This is a genomic window from Corynebacterium sp. S5S1, from assembly GCF_001913985.1.
GTDB lineage: Bacteria > Actinomycetota > Actinomycetes > Mycobacteriales > Mycobacteriaceae > Corynebacterium > Corynebacterium marquesiae.
Genome location: NZ_MKXT01000014.1, coordinates 660 through 17,674 on the forward strand (window position 1 = coordinate 660; position 17,015 = coordinate 17,674).

Consider the following 17,015-nt stretch of genomic DNA (forward strand, 5'->3'; position numbering starts at 1 on the left):
CACCTAAAGGCTCATTGGCAGACAAACCAATCAACACACAACCATGCACACAAAAAATAAAAAGTACATTGGCACACTATTGAGTTCTCAAACATCATCACCACACAACAACCACACATTATTGCGTGCAGCTCATTGTGAGCAAAAAGAATTTTGTATTGTCAGGGCCTGTTTTCCTATCGCCGCTTCAGCCAAGAACTTTTCTGTTCCTGTGGGGCGCTGTCGGTCGCGCTGACTTGTATTAAGTTACACAGCGACTTAACCAAACACAAATCCCCAGGCCAACGCTCCTTTTGAGCGGTTTAAGATATGCCCATCCAAGCACTCATTCCGCCACGGTGTGCATTTGCTCGGCGAATGTAGCTGGGCAGCGTCAATGCCCAGACTGCATAGAAGGCGACCGCCAACAAAAGCTTGGCACCCGCGGAGACCGGCACCAGAGTATGCAGAAGAGCCATCGCGGCAACAAGGACCAGATAGAGAGCAGGTAGGTACCAGTTCTTCTTTCCCAGAAATTCCACACTGACCACCACAGGGGCACAGGTGGCACTAAGCAGCACGATGTCCGCTACAAGTTCCCCGTCATTCGTCAGTACTGCGCTAAAGGTGCTCGCGACTAGGACAGGTATCAGGCCGAGCACGGCAGTATGCCGGGACCAAACAGCACGGCTTCCACCAAGTACCGTGTATTCGCGCAGAGATACTCGCAAACTGTGGAAAGCTGCAGCGAGCATCGCAATTGACAGTGCCCAGATGAAGATGCCAAGGAAACCAAGCAACGGGATTTCCTCCTTATACCGGCTAAGGACAAATCCGATTGCTTGTGCCAGACACGCAGCACCCCATGCCTTGACCTGCCGGCAGTAAATAGTTTGCCCTGCCAAGGTGCGGGGGAACCATCCGAAGCCGCTTGAGGGTTGGGTCCCGGTGGTGGTGTACCCGGTCCGTTGAGGCCCAGCTTTGCGGTACATGGCCCACGCCGCCGCGAGGGCATAAATGGGCAATGCCCACCACAACTGCACGGTAAGGGCACCGATAGCTGCCGCTAGTGCGCACAGGGCAACAAGACTGCGGCGATGCTCATTCCAGATTTTCGAGCCTAGACCTACCAGCTGATACTTCTTAAAGTCTGGTGCCAGGGTAAGTATTAGCGACAAGGAAAAGATCACCGGAAACACGTTCCACGTTCCCTGCGCCATGACGGGCATGACCAACAAAGCGAAAAAGAAGAAGGACCAGCTCCACCAATCGCCTAGGTACCACAGTAGCTTCATGCTTTTTCCTCCAATGCCAGCACCGCTCGCTCCAAGGAGACCTCATTGACTCGCAGGCCGTAGGCCTGGGCAGTGCGGAAGATGGGGTCGGTGGCGATAGAGCGGGCGTCGATAAGCACGCGATCCCCCAAGCCTGTGGTTTCCCTACTGAGCACGCGCAGATCGAGCTCTGTGACCGCTGCTGTGAGGGCCTCAGATGGGCCGGTGATCTCCAGAATGCCCTCGATAAAGTCATTAATTGGGCCGGAAATTGGGTTATCCCCCATCAGAGAGACGGTGTCGAGGAGACCCGCTACCTCATTGAGGTGATGAGTGGAAATGACGATGGTACGGCCGTGTTCCTCGCGAAGGACCTGATAGAACAGCTCGCGTCGCTGTGTGTCGAGGCCGAGATAGGGCTCGTCAAGGAGCATGACTTCGCAGCCTGAAGCAACGGCAAAGATGAATCCCACCGCAGACTTTTGCCCGCGGGACAGGGAGGAATAGGCCTTGGCCGGCACGTCGAAGCGAACCAGCAACTCATTGAAGCGCTCCTCATCCCAGCGCGGCCAGCGCGCCTTACCAATGACGCCCAGCTTTCCGATGCCCCAGGAATCCGGCAGTGGGTTATCAATCCCCATCAAAATGACTCGGTTGAGAACCGATTGATTATCAAAAGGATTCTCCTCGAAGACCGTAATACCGCCAGATTGGATTTGGCCGGCGATTTTGCGCAGGAGCGTGGTTTTGCCAATGCCATTGGGGCCAACTAAGCCGTGTGTGAGGCCATCAGCAAAAGTGAATTCTCGTGTTGTAATCATGAGTACATTCCTCGACTTTCTGCGACGCGATCAAATAGGTCGTGGAGCTGGGCGCGGTTGTAGCCAAGGCGAACGGCTTCATCGACCAGCGGTGCCATGTATTCCGCCGCAAAGTCCGCTCTCCGCCGCTCACGGATAGTCGCCAGGGCCCCTTCTGCCACAAACATGCCGATGCCACGGCGCTTATCCAGCACCCCGATATCCACCAGGAGGCTGATGCCCTTGCGGGCCGTGGCCGGGTTGATGTTGTGAAAATCAGCAAGCTCATTAGTGGAAGGGGCCCTATCCCCCTCGCCCAAGGTTCCGTCCACGATGGCGTCCTCCACCAAGGAAGCAATTTGGCGGAAGAGTGGTTGCGTGGAATTATCCATTGCCCCTCGGTTCGTTGGTTAGTTACTTGTGTAACCAACCATATCGGCAACACCCCACCCCTGCAATACTTCCAAAGAGAAAACTTTTTTGCTGCCACTGCGCTGGGATTTTGTCCAAGGTTATCGACGTTTTGTGACTAATGGGGCACACTGGAAACCACAAAGATTTTTATTTAGAACAATTAGAACGGAACTTAGGAGCCATGCTTGAACGCACACTCGTCTTTGTCGATACCTCATACTTGCTCGCTAGCTTTTATAACTCGTGGGAAACGGGTGCCCGCGCACAACTAGAGATTGATCTGCCCGAGGTAGTCAGCACTATGGGCGGGATGATCGAGAACCAACTTGGGACCCCCATCCAGCGCCAATACTGGTATGACGGCATTCCCGACACCGGCCCGCACCGCTACCAGCGTGCACTACGCACCTGCGAAGGGGTCCAGCTGCGCACCGGTCAGCTCATCGAATGGGGCGAGCGCCGCACCCAGAAGGCCGTAGATACCCGCCTTGTGGCAGACATGGTCATCGCCGCCATGAAGGGCCAATTCACTGACTTTGTGCTCGTCAGTGGCGATGCAGACATGATTCCCGGCGCTCAAGCGGCCGTGGATAACGGCATCCGCGTCCATCTTTATGGGTTTGGCTGGGACTCCATGTCCTCCGCACTGCGCCATGCCTGCGATTCCACCACCATCTTGGACCCTCGCGAGGACTTCGCAGACGCTATGGAATTGCAAGTCCTAGAAGGCCCGCTTCCCCCAGTGGTGCGCGAAAATGCGCATAAAGATGGCGAGGAAATGCCCGAACCGGATGACTGCGGCGAGCCCTCAGAGGTGGAGGCAGCCTTCGGCACCACAGAAAAACCCACCCCGGCCCCGACGCCCAAGCCGGCTCCGCCCAAGGCAGATGCTGCAGGGGATTCCCCCGCCGAGGAGGAATCTCCCGCGGAGAAGCCGGCGCCCAAGCCATCCATGATGGCGCCGCGCCGCAAGCTGCGCTCCAAGTATGTGCCGCTGCCGGAGGAAGTATGGAGCTCGGCTGGGTTCCAATCCCCATTCGACGTGGGCCAGCAATACGCCTCGTGGTGGTTCGATAACGCTGCTAGCACCGAGCAGCGCGATCAGGCACATCTGCTTTCTGGCGGGGGGCTTCCCCCGGAGATAGACCGCCCGCTGTTGCAGTTTGCCTGCGAAACCCTGCACGAATACACCCTGACCGAAACCCAACGCGTGAACCTGCGCGATGGATTCCACTCAGGGATTCGTGGGGTTCTGATTAACGTTCGCCGGCAGAATTAATCACCGGATTCGAGCTCTTTCTTCTTTTTAAGATCCTCCCGGATGGCATCGAGGCGCGCAGTCGCCTTCATGTCATTGCCGGCGGCTTGGATCTCATTAATGCGATCGCCGCCGGTGGCGTGCTGCAATTCTTGGGCGCCAAGGGCATCGGCGTAGCGCTTTTCAATCTTGGCACGCACAGAATCAAGAGTAGGTACGGAATCATCCGGGTTGAGCTGATTCAGGGAATCAATAGCCTGGGCGTTCTTTTCTTGCATAGCCGCCTGGTCCGCCTGAGCTTCCAGCTGGCTAACTTGCGCTAGTTGTTCCTTCAAGCGCGCTTCAGACTGCTGCTGCTGGCTCTTGGCCTGCGCGGCAGCCTGCTCTGCGGCGGCGTACTGCTGCTTAACGTCTTCCAGCTCCTGCTCCACCGCTACCAGCTGGGAGGCAACCACTTCCGCAGCCTGGTTATATTCGGAGGCCTTTTGCGGGTCCTCTGCAGAGTCCGCCAGCTCCAATGCACGCTGGGTTTGAGACTGGTAGTCCTGCTGAGACTTAACCAGGCGGTTCATCTGCATCTCCAGCTGGGATTTATGGCCAATGATTTCTGCAGCGTGATCAGAAATCTGCTGGTGCTGCTCCTTCGCAGCCTGGACGGCCTGCTGGATCTGCACCTTCGGATCAGCGTTCTCATCAATCTTCTGATCGAAGGAACTCATCATGTACTTCCAGCCCTTGCTGAAGGGATTAGCCATTATCTTCTCCTTTGGTCATAAAAAAGACGCTTTCTAGCGAGTTTAGCGATACTCACCAGAAAGCGCCGAGGAAGTTGGTGGGATTAACCCTGCGCATTCTGCTCTTCTACCTGGCGGCGAACCTCTTCCATGTCGAGGTCCTTCACCTGCTTCAGCAGGTCTTCCAAGGCCGCAGGTGGCAGCGCGCCAGCTTCACGGAAGACAAGGATGCCATCGCGGAAGATCATCAACGTAGGAATGGACTGAATCTCCAACGCGGATGCCAAGCCCTGATTTGCTTCGGTGTCGAGCTTGGCAAAGGTGGCATCCGTGTGCTCTTCGGAGGCCTTTTCAAAAACCGGCGCAAAGCGCTTGCAAGGGCCGCACCAATCGGCCCACGCGTCTACGAGCGTAATGCCCTCGCCGGTGACGGTTTCTTCAAAGTTTTCTTCGGTGACATCGATAGTAGCCATGATCGTTCTAACTCCTTTGCGGATTGCTTTATTCCCCAACGTACATGAAAAATCCTTGTCATATACCCCTATGGGGTATAAAATGAGCCCAGAAACCAACTCTAAGAAAGGATCATTATGAGCACCAAGAACTACACCGTAGAGGGCATGACCTGCGGACATTGCGAAATGTCAGTAAAGGAAGAAGTCGGCGAGATTTCCGGCGTCAGTGAAGTCACTGCTGACCACACCACCGGCGCCGTTACGGTTACCGGAACCGATTTCACCGACGAGCAAGTAGCGGCCGCCGTAGCGGAAGCCGGCTACACACTGAAGTAGGCGAGACTATGTCCCACCTGGACCTTGGCGTCACGGGCATGACGTGCACCTCCTGCTCCTCCCGCGTCGAGCGCAAGCTAAACAAGCTCGAGGGAGTAAGCGCCAGCGTCAATTTCGCTACCGAGGCGGCGGCCATCGAGTACGACTCCCAGACGGTAAGTCCACAGGAGCTCATTTCGGTGGTAGAGGGTGCGGGTTACGGCGCCTTCGATATGGCGGCGGCGAAGGCGGAGGAGCCACAAGCCGAGAAGAACAGTGACGGGGGATTGCTGCGCCGCACCGTTATCTCCGGCGCACTATCGCTACCGCTCATGGTGGTATCGATGTGGCCGGCGTTGCAATTTCAGAATTGGCAATGGGCCTGTGCCATCGTAGCCACCATCATTTTCGTCTTCGGCGGCGCGCCTTTCCACACTGCTACGTGGACGAACCTCAAGCACGGGTCTTTTACCATGGACACGCTTATCACCATGGGAACCTCAGCGGCCTATTTTTGGTCGTTGTGGGCGCTATTTTTCGGCAACGCGGGCGAACCGGGCATGAAAATGCACATGACGCTGGACGCGAACGCGGCGCAGATGGATCACATCTATTTCGAGTCCGTGGGCATGGTCATTACCTTCCTCCTGCTCGGTCGGTGGTTCGAGGCACGAGCCAAGGGCCAGTCCTCTGAGGCCCTGCGGGAGCTACTCTCCCTAGGAGCTAAGGAAGCTTCGGTGCTGCGCGAGGGAGGCGAGCAGCGCATTCCAATTGCCCAGTTGCAAGTAGGCGATGTCTTCGTAGTACGCCCGGGCGAAAAGATTGCCACCGATGGCATCGTTGTTGCCGGCAATTCGGCGGTCGACGCCTCCATGATTACCGGCGAGCCCGTGCCCGTTGAGGTCGGCTCCGGCGATGCAGTGACCGGCGCGACCATTAATGCCTCCGGCAAGCTTGAAGTTCGAGCGACCAAGGTGGGCGAGGATACTGTACTGGCCCAAATGGCCCAGCTGGTCACGGATGCACAAACGTCCAAGGCGCCAGTACAGCGCCTCGTGGACCGCATTGCGCAAGTCTTCGTCCCCGCAGTCATCGCCATAGCAGTGCTGACACTCCTCGCCCATCTCTTCTTCGGCGGAGTGGCCCCAGCGTTTATTGCCGCGGTCGCCGTCCTCATTGTGGCCTGCCCTTGCGCTATGGGCTTGGCGACGCCCACCGCAATCCTCGTCGGCACCGGCCGCGGCGCGCAGCTGGGGCTCGTCATTAAAGGCCCGGAGATCCTGGAATCTACGCGGCAAATCGATACCATCGTCATGGATAAGACCGGCACGGTCACGGCCGGAGAGATGTCCGTTACCGCCGTACACGGCGACGTCCTCGACTTAGCCGCAGCCGTGGAACAGAACTCCGAGCATCCCATCGCTCGCGCCATAGCCAAAGAGCGCGACGTTAAGCCGGCTACCGACTTCGCAGTAGTTCCGGGTGGCGTGGAAGGAACTGTGGAGGGGGTCCGGGTGGGCGTCGGCAAGCCGCAAGGCCCCTTGGGTGACTTAGAAGCACCGTTCCGCGAGGCACAAGATTCTGGTGCCACGCCAGTGGTTGTCTCCGTGGACGGCCAACCTGCCGGCATCATTGAGGTCCGCGATACTATCAAGCCGAGCTCGGCGGCCGCTGTGGCCCAAATGAAGGAGCTGGGGCTTACCCCTTACCTGCTGACAGGCGACAACGCCGGGGCCGCCCGCGCCGTGGCTGCCGAGGTGGGGATCGAACACGTCAGCGCCGAGGTACTACCGGAAGACAAGGTAAACCACATCAAGAAGCTGCAGGCTGCGGGGCACACCGTGGCGATGGTGGGCGATGGCATTAACGACGCCGCCGCACTGGCCCAAGCCGACCTCGGCCTCGCCATGGGCGCGGGTACCGATGTAGCCATCGAAGCCTCCGATATCACCCTGATGAACGGCGATCTACGCTGCGCCGCTGATGCTATTCGGCTCTCGCGCCGCACGCTGGCAATTATTAAGGGCAACCTCTTCTGGGCCTTTGCCTATAACGTCATACTCATTCCTGTTGCCGCGCTTGGCCTGCTTAACCCATTACTTGCCGGCCTTGCCATGGCACTGAGCTCGGTTTTTGTAGTTACCAACTCACTACGCCTGAAAAGTTTTTCTGTTCAGCGATAGTATTATCGCATGCTCAGCCGCACCGAACGTCTCGATCGCCTTCCCGTCACCTCGAAGCACAAGCGCCTACTCCTAGGTTCCGGCCTTGGATGGGCGCTTGATGCCATGGATGTAGGGCTAATCTCCTTCATCATGGCCGCCCTTGCCGTTCACTGGGAGCTAAATCCTAGCCAGACTTCTTGGTTAGCCTCTGCAGGCTTCCTTGGCATGGCGCTCGGTGCAACCTTTGGCGGATTGCTGGCAGATAAATTCGGCCGCCGCAATGTCTTTTCTCTCACCTTGCTTATCTACGGTTTGGCAACAGGGGCTTCCGCGCTAGCTGGGGGACTTACAGTTCTCATCTTCTTCCGATTCATCGTCGGGCTGGGCCTCGGAGCCGAGCTACCAGTTGCCTCCACGCTCATATCCGAATTTGCGCCTCGACGGGTCCGCGGAAGGATGGTAGTCATTCTCGAGGCATTCTGGGCATTGGGATGGATCCTTGCGGCCATCATCGGTACTTTCGTAGTGAGCACGAGTGAATCCGGATGGCGCTGGGCCCTGGCCCTTGGCATGCTGCCAGCCGCGTATTCAATCTATGTGCGCCGCGGTCTACCAGAATCTGTGCGCTTTCTTGAATCCAAGGGCCGTCATGATGAGGCCGAAGCTATCGTTGCCAGTTTCGAAGCCGCGGCAGAAGATCGGCCGCTGGACGATGCCCTCCCAGACCCCACGCCTTCCCCCGCAGCGTCTATCTGGAGTCCGCAGCTACGAAGGCGGACCGCAGCGTTGTGGACCATTTGGTTCTGTGTAAACCTCTCCTACTATGGCGCCTTTATCTGGATTCCCTCTCTGCTAGTAGCCGACGGTTTCTCCCTAGTGAAGTCGTTTAGTTTCACCCTCATCATCACCCTTGCCCAGCTGCCTGGCTACGCGGTGGCAGCTTGGCTCATCGAGCTCTGGGGCAGGCGGGTAACCCTCGCGGTATTCCTGCTCGGCTCGGCAGCAGCGGCCGGCCTATACGGAGCAGCAGCTACGGAAGCATTGATCATCCTGGCTGGTTGTCTGCTCTCCTTCTTCAACCTCGGCGCCTGGGGAGCCCTCTATGCCATCGGTCCGGAGCTGTATCCCACTTCACTGCGAGGGCGTGGTACGGGCGCGGCAGCAGGCTTCGGTAGGCTAGCATCTATTGCGGCGCCACTTATTGTCCCGCCACTGCTTGCTGCGGGTGGGACGGCCTGGTTATTTGTTGTATTCGCCGCAGCGTTTGCCATTGCGGCTGCCGCCGCCTTCAATCTGCCCGAGCAGAAAGGAATAGCGCTTGCTCAGTAGGCTCTCCCTCGCCGCGTGGACGGCCGTTATGGTCGCATTGACCACGCTCAAGCCTTTCTACCAGATCGGCTATTTGTGGAAGCCGGAAAATCAGCGTGCGCGAGAACTGCGCTGGGTGCCTCTGGATGAATTCTCCGGCGGCAGCTGGTTTGGTCCGCTATTTGAGTACGTGGGAAACACAGCCTTCTTTATCCCGTTTGGAATGCTGGTGTTTAGTCTGTGCCGTTCCATTAAAACTACTGCGGCGTGGGGATTTGGCCTGAGCCTAGTACTGGAGGTGTGCCAATATGCGTTTGCGCTTGGGCGAACGGATATTGACGACCTCGTTTTTAACACCGTGGGCGCACTCATCGGTGCTGTATTGGCACGCCTGTGCGGCGAACGCCTTTTCCCTGTGTGGCGCTGGTTAGCCCTTGCCGCAGCTGCGGTTTTCTTGGTATTGGTCATACTCGGCCCACGATTGGGCGATCCCAACGCGGTGGTGGACCTATAATTTATCCGTGGGCCATATTGACGAACTTGGAGTAGTGCAGCTGGTGAGCCACCTGCACGGTATCGATCGGGCCGCCACGGTGCTTAGCTAGGATAATATCCGCCTCGCCGGCGCGCTCATTATCGCGGTCCTGGGAATCGGGACGGTAGAGCAGCATGACCATATCGGCGTCCTGCTCCAGCGAGCCAGACTCACGAAGGTCCGCAAGCTGCGGCTTTTTATCCGTACGCGCCTCAGGTCCACGGTTCAGCTGCGAGATCGCGATGAGAGGAACCTCCAGCTCCTTGGCCAGGAGCTTCAGCTGACGGGAAAACTCAGAGACCTCTTGCTGGCGGGACTCAACCTTTTTGCCCGAAGACATCAGTTGTAGGTAGTCCAAGACGATGAGATCCAGGCCGTGCTGCTGCTTGAGGCGACGGGCCTTGGACCGAATTTCCATCATCGTGAGGTTCGGTGAGTCATCAATGAAGAGTGGGGCGTCTTGCACTCGGTTGAGGGTCTCATCGATCTTTGCCCAGTCCTCGGTGGACACTCGGCCACCGCGCATATCGGCCAGCTTCACCTCTGATTCCGCCGAGAGCAGGCGCATGACAATCTCAGAAGCTGACATCTCGAGAGAGAAAATCACCGAAGACTTACCGTGCTGCAAGGAGCAGGAGCGCATAAAGTCCATGGCCAGGGTCGATTTACCCACACCAGGGCGAGCAGCAACGATGACCATCTGGCCCGCGTGAAGGCCGTTGGTCAACTTATCGAGGTCGATGAAGCCAGTAGGCACGCCTAGCTCCACGCCGCCGGCTTGCTGCAGGGCAGCGAGCTCATCAATGGTCGGGTCAATAAGGTCTCCCAGGACTCGGTAATCTTCTGCCGTCTTGCGCTGGGCGACGGCGAAAACTTCCTGCTGCGCACGGTCCAGCACGGACTCGATTTCTGCGTCTTCGGTGCCGGAAAATCCGAGCTGTACTACGCGCGTGCCGGCATCCACAAGCTTGCGCAATACTGCCTTTTCCGCGACGATTTCGGCGTAGTAGCGAGCGTTTGCAGCCGTGGGCACCGTGGCCAGCAGCGTGTGGAGATAGGGGGCACCGCCAACGCGCTCGAGGTTATTAAAGCGGTCGAGCTGGGAGGCCAAAATGACGGCGTCGACGTCCTTGCCCTCGGAATATAGATCCAGCATGGCGCGGTAAATCAACGTGTGCGCCGGATAGTAGAAATCCTCTGGCTCCAGCTCCTCAATGACTTCCATCACCGTATGGGGACTGAGCAACATTGCGCCCAGAACACCCTGCTCCGCTTCGCGGTCCGCGGGGGGTTGGCGGAATTCGCCATAGCGCTTTGGCTCTTCCTGCTGATAGCGGCGGCGTGGGGCCGGTTCCTCTTCCGGCGGCGGCTCCGGTGGCAGGTGTTCATCATCAAAACTGGCGTTGGTCATATCTTCCCCCTTGTAGCTATTCGAGCGAGCGAGCGTATCGGAATCTCAGTGTAGTCTAGTGCCCAAACACCACCCCCTGGGCATAACTTCCACAGTTATCCACAGGGCGCTGTGAAAATTGCAGGTCGCGAGAGCCTTTGCCCATATTTGCCCTGCATAGGCCTGTGGATAACTCCAAAACCCCATGACCTGCACAAATCAAAATCCCAGCTCAGAGCATGTTTTCCTAGGTGTGAAAATAGGCACACCTTGCGTGGATAAGCGGCCTGACCTGCGGGTTAATAAAGAGGCCTCCGCGTAAACATAGAGTTAATTTGCCAAGGAGTTATCCACAGAATTCCGCAGTTATCCACAGCCCGGTGAAAACGCGCTAAAGGCCCCAAGTTCCTGCCACCTCACATAGCAGGAACTTGAGGCCTAAAGCGTTGCTGTTGTCTTTGGGTCTATATGGACCGTCGTGCGCCTAGTTAGGCAGCAACGACCGAGAAGTTCACCTTGCCGATAACATCAGCGTGCAGCTTCAGCTCGACCTGGTAGTTGCCGGTCTTCTTGACCAGGCCCTTAGGAAGCACAACGATGCGCTTATCCAGCTTGGGGCCACCGGCCTTGGAGACGGCGTTGACAATGTCTTCTGCTTTAACGGAACCGAAGAGCTTACCGGATTCGGAGGTCTTAACCTCTACCTTGACATCCGTCAGCTGCTCGAGCTGGTTGCGGACCTCACGTGCGTGATCCAGGTCGCGAATCTCGCGAGCTTCCTGGGCACGCTTGATGCCCTCAATCTGCTTCTCTGCGCCGCGGGTAGCCACGATGGCCAGGCCGCGAGGAAGCAGGTAGTTACGTCCGTAGCCGTCCTTAACCTCAACAATTTCGCCAGCGGCGCCGAGGTTCTCAACGGCAGCGGTGAGGATCAGCTTCATGATCCCTGCCTTTCAATTGAGTTAGTTGAATAGTTGCGGGTGACAGACTTAGAACGGAGGTTCAGAATCAGCGCCTCCGAAACCACCTGCAGGTGGTGCGGAGTTCCACGGATCCTCAGAAGGAGCCTGACTCTGCTGCGACTGCTGTTGCTGGCCGCCTCCAAAACCGCCCTGGTTATTGTTATTCGAGCGCTGCTGGCCGCCGCCGCCAAAGTTATTGCCGCCTTCACGAGGATTGCGGTTTACCTGGGCGGTGGCGTAGCGCAGAGACGGGCCGACTTCGTCGACGTCAATCTCGAATACGGTGCGGTTATCACCCTCACGGGTCTGGAAGGAACGCTGCTTCAAGCGGCCGGTAACGATGACGCGCATGCCCTTGGACATGGTCTCGGCAACGTTTTCCGCTGCCTGACGCCATACATTGCAGGTCAGGAACATAGCTTCGCCGTCTTCCCACTGATTCGTCTGCGAGTTATAGCGACGAGGGGTGGAGGCGACGCGGAAGTTAGCTACTGCCGCACCCGCCGGGGTGAAGCGCAGCTCGGGGTCAGCAACGATGTTGCCTACCACCGTGATATTGGTATCTCCCTGTGCCATGTCTTTACTCCTTATCGGTTACGTGGATTGTGCTTGATCCCAGTATCCGCTACTTGCTGTCGGTGCGCAGAACCTTGGTACGCAGGATGGTGTCGTTCAGGTTCAGACGGCGGTCGAGCTCGGCAACCGAAGTGTGCTCGCACTCCAGGTTGACGACGGCATAAATGCCCTCTTCCTTCTTGTTGATGGGGTATGCAAGACGGCGCTTGCCCCATACATCAAGGTTCTCAACCTTGCCGCCTTCCTGGCGGACGATTTCGAGGAACTTATCCAGGGACGGGGTTACGGTGCGCTCATCCTGATTAGGATCCAGAATGATCATGACTTCGTAGTGACGCACGGACCTCATCACCTCCTATGGTCTAGTAGTTTTCGGCTGCATCACCTTTGCGGATGCAGCAGGAGGGTACGTTGCGTCAAGCAACCCCACTACAGTACCGCAAATGACCGGGGAAAAGAAATCTAACCAGTGGTCGTTGCGGCGAAAAACACAGCAGCAGTCGCCGGAATGATGGTGAGGAAAAGAATGGCCAAAAGCCCCAGCACGACGGGCCCGCGGCGATCTTCACGATTGTGGAAGAGCCAGAAGGCCCCCATCACGCAGAGGAATCCCAAGAAGATGGATGCCATTCCGATATAGGTAATGATCATGCGAATGCTCCTGCCAAGGGGTCGCGGCCGGCGTGCGCATCGCGCACCATATCCGGGGTCTTTCCGCACATCTGGCGAATGACGAGGACAGCCATGGCGATAATGAGGGCGTCGCGGGAGATAATCGCAACGTCAAGCAGCTCGTGCGGAATACCCTTATTGTCTGTACCCAGCATGTGCCACATGAGTAAGGGCCACACGAGGGCGTCGACAAGCGCCCAGCTAAAGACCAAGCGCCAACGTGGCAGGGCTAGGGCCGCGGGCACTACCAGCCACAGAGAATACTGGGGCGACCATACCTTGTTGAATAGTAAGAAGGCTGCCACGATGAGGTAAACCAGCTCGGCCATGCGCGGGGTCCGCGAGCTGCGCAGGCCCAGCACCGCAATCGCCGCACAGAGAGCCAAAAATGCTACCAAGCTGAAGGTATTGAGGAACTCTGGGCTAAAGCTAATTCCAGTATTGCGGCTAAGCACCGAGTAGATGGTGGTCCACTCCGCACCGCGCTCTTGGTTGAGGCGGAAAAATTCGCGCCATGCCTCCGGATACTTCAGGGCCACCGGCGCGTTGACCACAATCCAGGTCACGGCCGCGGCGAGCAAAGCGTAGAAAAATTGCGGCCAGCGACGATTGCGCACCGCCAAGACTAGGAACGCCCCCAAGAGAAAGAGCGGCCACAGCTTAAATGAGGTGCCAAGGCCGATGAGGATACCCGCTACGGCAGGGCGCTTGCGCGCGGCGGCCAGGAGCGCACCTACGGCAAAGGCAATGGAGGGGATATCCCAGTTGCTGAAGGCGTGGATGATGACAAGGGGGCTGGCGGCGACGAGGATGGTGTCCCAGGTGCGGTTGCCCACCAGCAGGTAGACCATGTAGAGCACGCCTACCCAGATGCACGCCATGACCAAGGCGGTCAGGCCGAAGTACCATCCGGCCTCCGGGATGCCAACCCACTCAACCAGAGAGTACGTATTGCGGGCAATCCAGCCCATCAACCCCTGGAATAGGCCCGCGAGGACTGGGTACTCCATATAGCGGGTCAGGTCACCCTCTTGCCAAGAATAGGCATAGGGGAAGCCGCCTTCATCGAGGCCGCGGCCGCCGTAGAGCGGGATGATGTCGTTATAGCAAAAAGAGGTGTACTGGCGGTTGCCTGCCCAATTTAGGTTAATGACCCCGTCATCACCGCGGGTGCCGCCGGCGCAATTAGCCTTCGAGAGGAATCCGCACGCCAGGAAAACCCAGCCGACGGCGATAATGGCGCGCAGCGGGGTCCACCACTGGGTGCGGCGTACACCGGCAAAACGGCCCCTTGGCCCGCCGAGGAATTCAATTACCCCGCGGGCCAAGGGTTCTGAGGAGGCGGGAATGCGCTGGTGCGGATTCGCTGTCACTGCCGCCTACCCTAGGAGATCTGCCAAGTCGCTATCGGGGCCGATGAGGTCATCCAACGACGGCGCCTCTGGCTGGGCCGGAGCCTGGTTGCTATTACCGCTATTGCCACCATTGCCGCTATTGCCATTACCGCGTTGCGGTTTCGGGGCAGGCTTCGGACTCTCCGGCTTATTCTCCGGCTGAACCGGTTTGGTCTCCTCTTCCGGAGCTGCTTGCTCGGCAGGGGCCTCGTAGTCCTGGGTATCGCCAGCGCCGCTATCCCAGCTCGGGTCATAGGCCGGAGCGGCCGTTCCGGCGCCCATGTTGCCGAATCCCAGCGGATAGGCAGCCGGGAAGTTTTGGAATTCGAAGTTGGCCAGGGAGTTGTCCAGCACGGCCTTCCAAATCTTGGTTGGCGCGCCCGCGCCGTACATGATGCCGCCGTACTGATCGAAGATGGCGGAGGTATTATCCGCGGTACCTACCCACACGGCGGTAGCCAGCTGCGGGGTGGCACCGACCATCCAGGCATCCTTGTTATTTCCGGTATCGCCCATCTGAGCGGTACCGGTCTTGGCGGCGGAAACACGGCCACCGGCTAGGGCGCCATTAGACCATGCTGCCACCGGCTCCATGGCTTCGAGGACGTTGTTGGCAACGTTGGACGAAACGCGGCGCTCGCCGCCGTCTTCGGGGTGCTCGTACAGCACTTCGCCGGCAGCGTTTTCCACGCGCTGCACAAAGTGCGGGTTATGCCATACGCCCTGGTTGGCCAGGGTGGACATGGCAGTGGCCATATCGAGCGGGCGGGACTGGTACTGGCCCAATACGATGCCTTCGAATGGCTGCTTGCCCTTTTCCGTCAGCGTCTTTTCAATGCCCGGCAGGGACTTAGCCACGCCAAGGGCGTGGGCCATGTCCGCGGTGTCCTGGGTGCCGTTCTTGAGGTCGGCCTGCAGGCGAAGGAAGGAGGTATTCAGGGATTGCTTAGTAGCCTCGCGCAGGTTGCATACGCCGCAGCCGCCGCCCATGTCGTTGTTGACAACATCCCAGCCGGGCAGCTGGTACGGAGCGGACGAGTAATTGGTATCTAGGCTGATGCCCTGCTGCAGGGCGGCCGCAAGGGTCATGATCTTGAAAGTAGAACCGGTTTGCAGCGGGGAGTTGGCGTAGTCCCAGCCATTGGAATCGTGGCCGCCAAAGTATCCGCGGACCGCACCGGTCTTCGGATCAATGGTCACGGAAGCCGCACGCGCATCCTCTTGCAGCGGAGCCATCTGGTCATCGACTGCCTGAATGGTGTTGTTCTGCACATTCATGTCGATGGTGGTGGTGATGCGCAGGCCGCCGGTCGACACCTCATTTTCGGTAATGCCTACCTCTTCCAATTCGCGGATGACCTGATCCTTGATGTGGCCATTGGCGCCGGGCGCCTCGGTGTAGGCGGAGTACTCAGCTGGGTCGCGGGTCTCTGGGAAGACCATGCCATCGCGCTGTTCCTGGGTGAGGTCACCCATTCCCACCAGGCCGTCAAGAACGTAGTTCCAACGGTCCTCGGAGCCCTCCTGGTTCACACGCGGGTCGAGGCCGGACGGGGACTGAATGAGACCGGCGAGCATGGCGCCTTCCTCCGCAGTGAGATCCTTGGCGTCCTTATCAAAGTAGGCGTTGGACGCCGCCTGGATGCCGTAGGCATTGCGGCCGAAGTACACGGTGTTGAGGTAGGCATTGAGAATATCCTTCTTATCCCACTCATTGGTCATCTTCACCGAGTAGATGAGCTCGCGAATCTTGCGCACGTAGGAGTATTCGTTGCCCACCAGCGTGTTTTTCACATACTGCTGGGTAATGGTGGAACCGCCGCCAGCGTCTTCATTGCCGGTTACCTTACCCACCACGGCTCGGCCGAGGCCGGTGAAGGAGAAGCCGGAGTTATCCCAGAAGTCACGGTCCTCCGCGGCCAGCACGGAGTCCTGCACGTATTCCGGGATTTCATCCAGCGTCACGTGGGTGCGGTTGCCTTCCGGCGGCACCAGGCGGGCGAGCTCGGTCTGATTATCACCCGCGTAGATGGTGGAGACCTGGTTATTGGCCAGGTCCTTGGGCTCCGGAACGGTGTATTGCGAGTATGCGTAAGCAAAAAGTCCTGCGGGCAATGCCACAAAGACCAGTAGGAACGTCAAAACGACCCACGGCCAAATGCGGCGCTTCTTTGTCGCCTGCTTTTTGCTGGGGCGAGCCACCTTAGTGGACTTGCCGGTAGATTCCTTCTCGGTCACTGATTCGTGTCCTCATTCATCCCTGATCACAAACTAAATAATTGCAGCTTACTGCCTAGGGCGGTGCGCTGGAAACTAACACGCGTTAAATGCAGTAGCAGAACGCAACAAGTGGTTCCACCGGCACTGGCGGCATACCTCCACCTCGTGCACCGTAAACTCCAAGCCCTCGGCCACAAACTCCGCTATTTCTTTCTCACTGCGGGCGCTTCCGGCGCGGCGGCCGAGGTTCTCGCCATAGACCCAGCGCGTGAGCCGCAAAGGCTCGCCGCACACGGGGCATTCCTTATCCATGGTGCGCCCATGGTGCTCAGCTGCGGCGCGCAGCAAAAAATCGGCATCGCACACGTCCTCCCGCGTGAGCTGCCCGGCGCGAAATTCGCGCAGGTGGTGGGCGCGCTCCCACTCGTGGGAGAGCACGTGCTTATAGGCAACGGAATTCACCCGGATCATCCTAATTACCTCTTCTTGATCGATCCACATGGCGTTATGCCACCGTAGGGCATAGTTTTCGGCTTACTCTTGCGCAGTCACTGACAGCCACAA

General features: G+C 58.2%; 18 protein-coding genes. 5 read left to right on the top strand and 13 right to left on the bottom strand.

Annotated features, from left to right (window positions below):
• Nucleotides 1-302: 302 nt before the first annotated feature.
• From BKN05_RS06455 to BKN05_RS06465, 3 genes are read right to left on the bottom strand one after another with little or no spacing between them, the layout of a single operon-like run.
• Nucleotides 303-1,274, bottom strand: coding sequence for a hypothetical protein (locus BKN05_RS06455; RefSeq protein WP_049377062.1), 972 nt, complete (start codon nucleotides 1,272-1,274; stop codon nucleotides 303-305).
• Entirely contained in the window at nucleotides 1,271-2,074 is an 804-nt protein-coding gene (locus BKN05_RS06460) for an AAA family ATPase (protein WP_049377061.1), read from the bottom strand. Before BKN05_RS06460 ends, BKN05_RS06455 begins: the two co-directional genes overlap by 4 nt.
• Nucleotides 2,071-2,445, bottom strand: a complete 375-nt coding sequence (locus BKN05_RS06465) for a GntR family transcriptional regulator (protein WP_005325961.1) — start codon at nucleotides 2,443-2,445, stop codon at nucleotides 2,071-2,073. The genes BKN05_RS06460 and BKN05_RS06465 overlap by 4 nt, the downstream gene beginning before the upstream one ends.
• Before the next feature lie 203 nt (nucleotides 2,446-2,648).
• Between BKN05_RS06465 and BKN05_RS06470 the strand changes: the two genes are divergently transcribed.
• Nucleotides 2,649-3,746: an NYN domain-containing protein gene (locus BKN05_RS06470; protein WP_049377060.1), complete on the top strand. Its 1,098-nt coding sequence runs from the start codon at nucleotides 2,649-2,651 to the stop codon at nucleotides 3,744-3,746.
• Here the strand turns inward: BKN05_RS06470 and BKN05_RS06475 are convergent.
• Complete coding sequence (locus BKN05_RS06475; protein WP_049377059.1) at nucleotides 3,743-4,480, bottom strand: PspA/IM30 family protein; 738 nt, start codon at nucleotides 4,478-4,480, stop codon at nucleotides 3,743-3,745. The genes BKN05_RS06470 and BKN05_RS06475 overlap by 4 nt on opposite strands.
• A gap of 83 nt (nucleotides 4,481-4,563) precedes the next feature.
• Nucleotides 4,564-5,094, bottom strand: coding sequence for a thioredoxin (trxA, locus tag BKN05_RS06480; protein WP_353743550.1), 531 nt, complete (start codon nucleotides 5,092-5,094; stop codon nucleotides 4,564-4,566).
• On the opposite strand from trxA, the gene BKN05_RS06485 reads away from it, so the two are divergent.
• Genes BKN05_RS06485 through BKN05_RS06500 form a run of 4 tightly spaced genes read left to right on the top strand, consistent with a single transcriptional unit; the run spans nucleotide 5,050 to nucleotide 9,216 of the window.
• A complete protein-coding gene (locus BKN05_RS06485) occupies nucleotides 5,050-5,250 on the top strand; it encodes a heavy-metal-associated domain-containing protein (protein WP_005325954.1) in 201 nt (66 codons plus the stop codon). The genes trxA and BKN05_RS06485 overlap by 45 nt on opposite strands.
• An 8-nt stretch (nucleotides 5,251-5,258) precedes the next feature.
• The gene (locus BKN05_RS06490) at nucleotides 5,259-7,412 is read left to right on the top strand and encodes a heavy metal translocating P-type ATPase (protein ID WP_049377057.1); all 2,154 of its coding nucleotides are present in this window, start codon (nucleotides 5,259-5,261) and stop codon (nucleotides 7,410-7,412) included.
• Between the two features lie 9 nt (nucleotides 7,413-7,421).
• Nucleotides 7,422-8,723, top strand: coding sequence for an MFS transporter (locus tag BKN05_RS06495; RefSeq protein WP_049377056.1), 1,302 nt, complete (start codon nucleotides 7,422-7,424; stop codon nucleotides 8,721-8,723).
• Nucleotides 8,713-9,216 (top strand): VanZ family protein, encoded by a 504-nt coding sequence (locus BKN05_RS06500; protein ID WP_408920671.1) that lies wholly within the window; start codon nucleotides 8,713-8,715, stop codon nucleotides 9,214-9,216. The genes BKN05_RS06495 and BKN05_RS06500 overlap by 11 nt, the downstream gene beginning before the upstream one ends.
• 1 nt (nucleotide 9,217) lies before the next feature.
• Here BKN05_RS06500 and dnaB read toward each other — a convergent pair whose 3' ends face one another.
• The 8 genes from dnaB to BKN05_RS06540 form a co-directional block, all read right to left on the bottom strand.
• Nucleotides 9,218-10,648 carry a replicative DNA helicase gene (gene dnaB, locus BKN05_RS06505; RefSeq protein WP_005325950.1) on the bottom strand — a complete coding sequence of 477 codons (1,431 nt, stop codon included), beginning with the start codon at nucleotides 10,646-10,648 and terminating at the stop codon, nucleotides 9,218-9,220.
• A 467-nt stretch (nucleotides 10,649-11,115) separates the two neighbouring features.
• Nucleotides 11,116-11,568, bottom strand: a complete 453-nt coding sequence (gene rplI, locus BKN05_RS06510) for a 50S ribosomal protein L9 (RefSeq protein ID WP_023020132.1) — start codon at nucleotides 11,566-11,568, stop codon at nucleotides 11,116-11,118.
• A gap of 48 nt (nucleotides 11,569-11,616) precedes the next feature.
• Nucleotides 11,617-12,165 (bottom strand): single-stranded DNA-binding protein, encoded by a 549-nt coding sequence (locus tag BKN05_RS06515; RefSeq protein ID WP_049377055.1) that lies wholly within the window; start codon nucleotides 12,163-12,165, stop codon nucleotides 11,617-11,619.
• A gap of 49 nt (nucleotides 12,166-12,214) precedes the next feature.
• Nucleotides 12,215-12,505 (bottom strand): 30S ribosomal protein S6, encoded by a 291-nt coding sequence (gene rpsF / locus BKN05_RS06520; protein WP_005326996.1) that lies wholly within the window; start codon nucleotides 12,503-12,505, stop codon nucleotides 12,215-12,217.
• A 122-nt stretch (nucleotides 12,506-12,627) separates the two neighbouring features.
• Nucleotides 12,628-12,816, bottom strand: coding sequence for a hypothetical protein (locus BKN05_RS06525; RefSeq protein ID WP_049377054.1), 189 nt, complete (start codon nucleotides 12,814-12,816; stop codon nucleotides 12,628-12,630).
• Nucleotides 12,813-14,210 (bottom strand): glycosyltransferase family 87 protein, encoded by a 1,398-nt coding sequence (locus BKN05_RS06530; RefSeq protein WP_049377053.1) that lies wholly within the window; start codon nucleotides 14,208-14,210, stop codon nucleotides 12,813-12,815. The genes BKN05_RS06525 and BKN05_RS06530 overlap by 4 nt, the downstream gene beginning before the upstream one ends.
• Before the next feature lie 6 nt (nucleotides 14,211-14,216).
• A complete protein-coding gene (locus BKN05_RS06535) occupies nucleotides 14,217-16,469 on the bottom strand; it encodes a transglycosylase domain-containing protein (RefSeq protein ID WP_286688257.1) in 2,253 nt (750 codons plus the stop codon).
• A gap of 75 nt (nucleotides 16,470-16,544) precedes the next feature.
• On the bottom strand, nucleotides 16,545-16,922 hold the full coding sequence (locus BKN05_RS06540; RefSeq protein WP_034667960.1) for a DUF5318 family protein: 378 nt from the start codon (nucleotides 16,920-16,922) through the stop codon (nucleotides 16,545-16,547).
• Nucleotides 16,923-17,015: the final 93 nt, after the last annotated feature.

Bases quoted from the DNA above. Each gene is read 5' to 3' on its own strand.
- BKN05_RS06455 (WP_049377062.1), bottom strand. From the start codon at position 1,274: ATGAAGCTACTGTGGTACCTAGGCGATTGGTGGAGCTGGTCCTTCTTC.
- BKN05_RS06460 (WP_049377061.1), bottom strand. From the start codon at position 2,074: ATGATTACAACACGAGAATTCACTTTTGCTGATGGCCTCACACACGGC.
- BKN05_RS06465 (WP_005325961.1), bottom strand. From the start codon at position 2,445: ATGGATAATTCCACGCAACCACTCTTCCGCCAAATTGCTTCCTTGGTG.
- BKN05_RS06470 (WP_049377060.1), top strand. From the start codon at position 2,649: ATGCTTGAACGCACACTCGTCTTTGTCGATACCTCATACTTGCTCGCT.
- BKN05_RS06475 (WP_049377059.1), bottom strand. From the start codon at position 4,480: ATGGCTAATCCCTTCAGCAAGGGCTGGAAGTACATGATGAGTTCCTTC.
- BKN05_RS06485 (WP_005325954.1), top strand. From the start codon at position 5,050: ATGAGCACCAAGAACTACACCGTAGAGGGCATGACCTGCGGACATTGC.
- trxA (WP_353743550.1), bottom strand. From the start codon at position 5,094: ATGTCCGCAGGTCATGCCCTCTACGGTGTAGTTCTTGGTGCTCATAAT.
- BKN05_RS06490 (WP_049377057.1), top strand. From the start codon at position 5,259: ATGTCCCACCTGGACCTTGGCGTCACGGGCATGACGTGCACCTCCTGC.
- BKN05_RS06495 (WP_049377056.1), top strand. From the start codon at position 7,422: ATGCTCAGCCGCACCGAACGTCTCGATCGCCTTCCCGTCACCTCGAAG.
- dnaB (WP_005325950.1), bottom strand. From the start codon at position 10,648: ATGACCAACGCCAGTTTTGATGATGAACACCTGCCACCGGAGCCGCCG.
- rplI (WP_023020132.1), bottom strand. From the start codon at position 11,568: ATGAAGCTGATCCTCACCGCTGCCGTTGAGAACCTCGGCGCCGCTGGC.
- BKN05_RS06515 (WP_049377055.1), bottom strand. From the start codon at position 12,165: ATGGCACAGGGAGATACCAATATCACGGTGGTAGGCAACATCGTTGCT.
- BKN05_RS06525 (WP_049377054.1), bottom strand. From the start codon at position 12,816: ATGATCATTACCTATATCGGAATGGCATCCATCTTCTTGGGATTCCTC.
- BKN05_RS06540 (WP_034667960.1), bottom strand. From the start codon at position 16,922: ATGATCCGGGTGAATTCCGTTGCCTATAAGCACGTGCTCTCCCACGAG.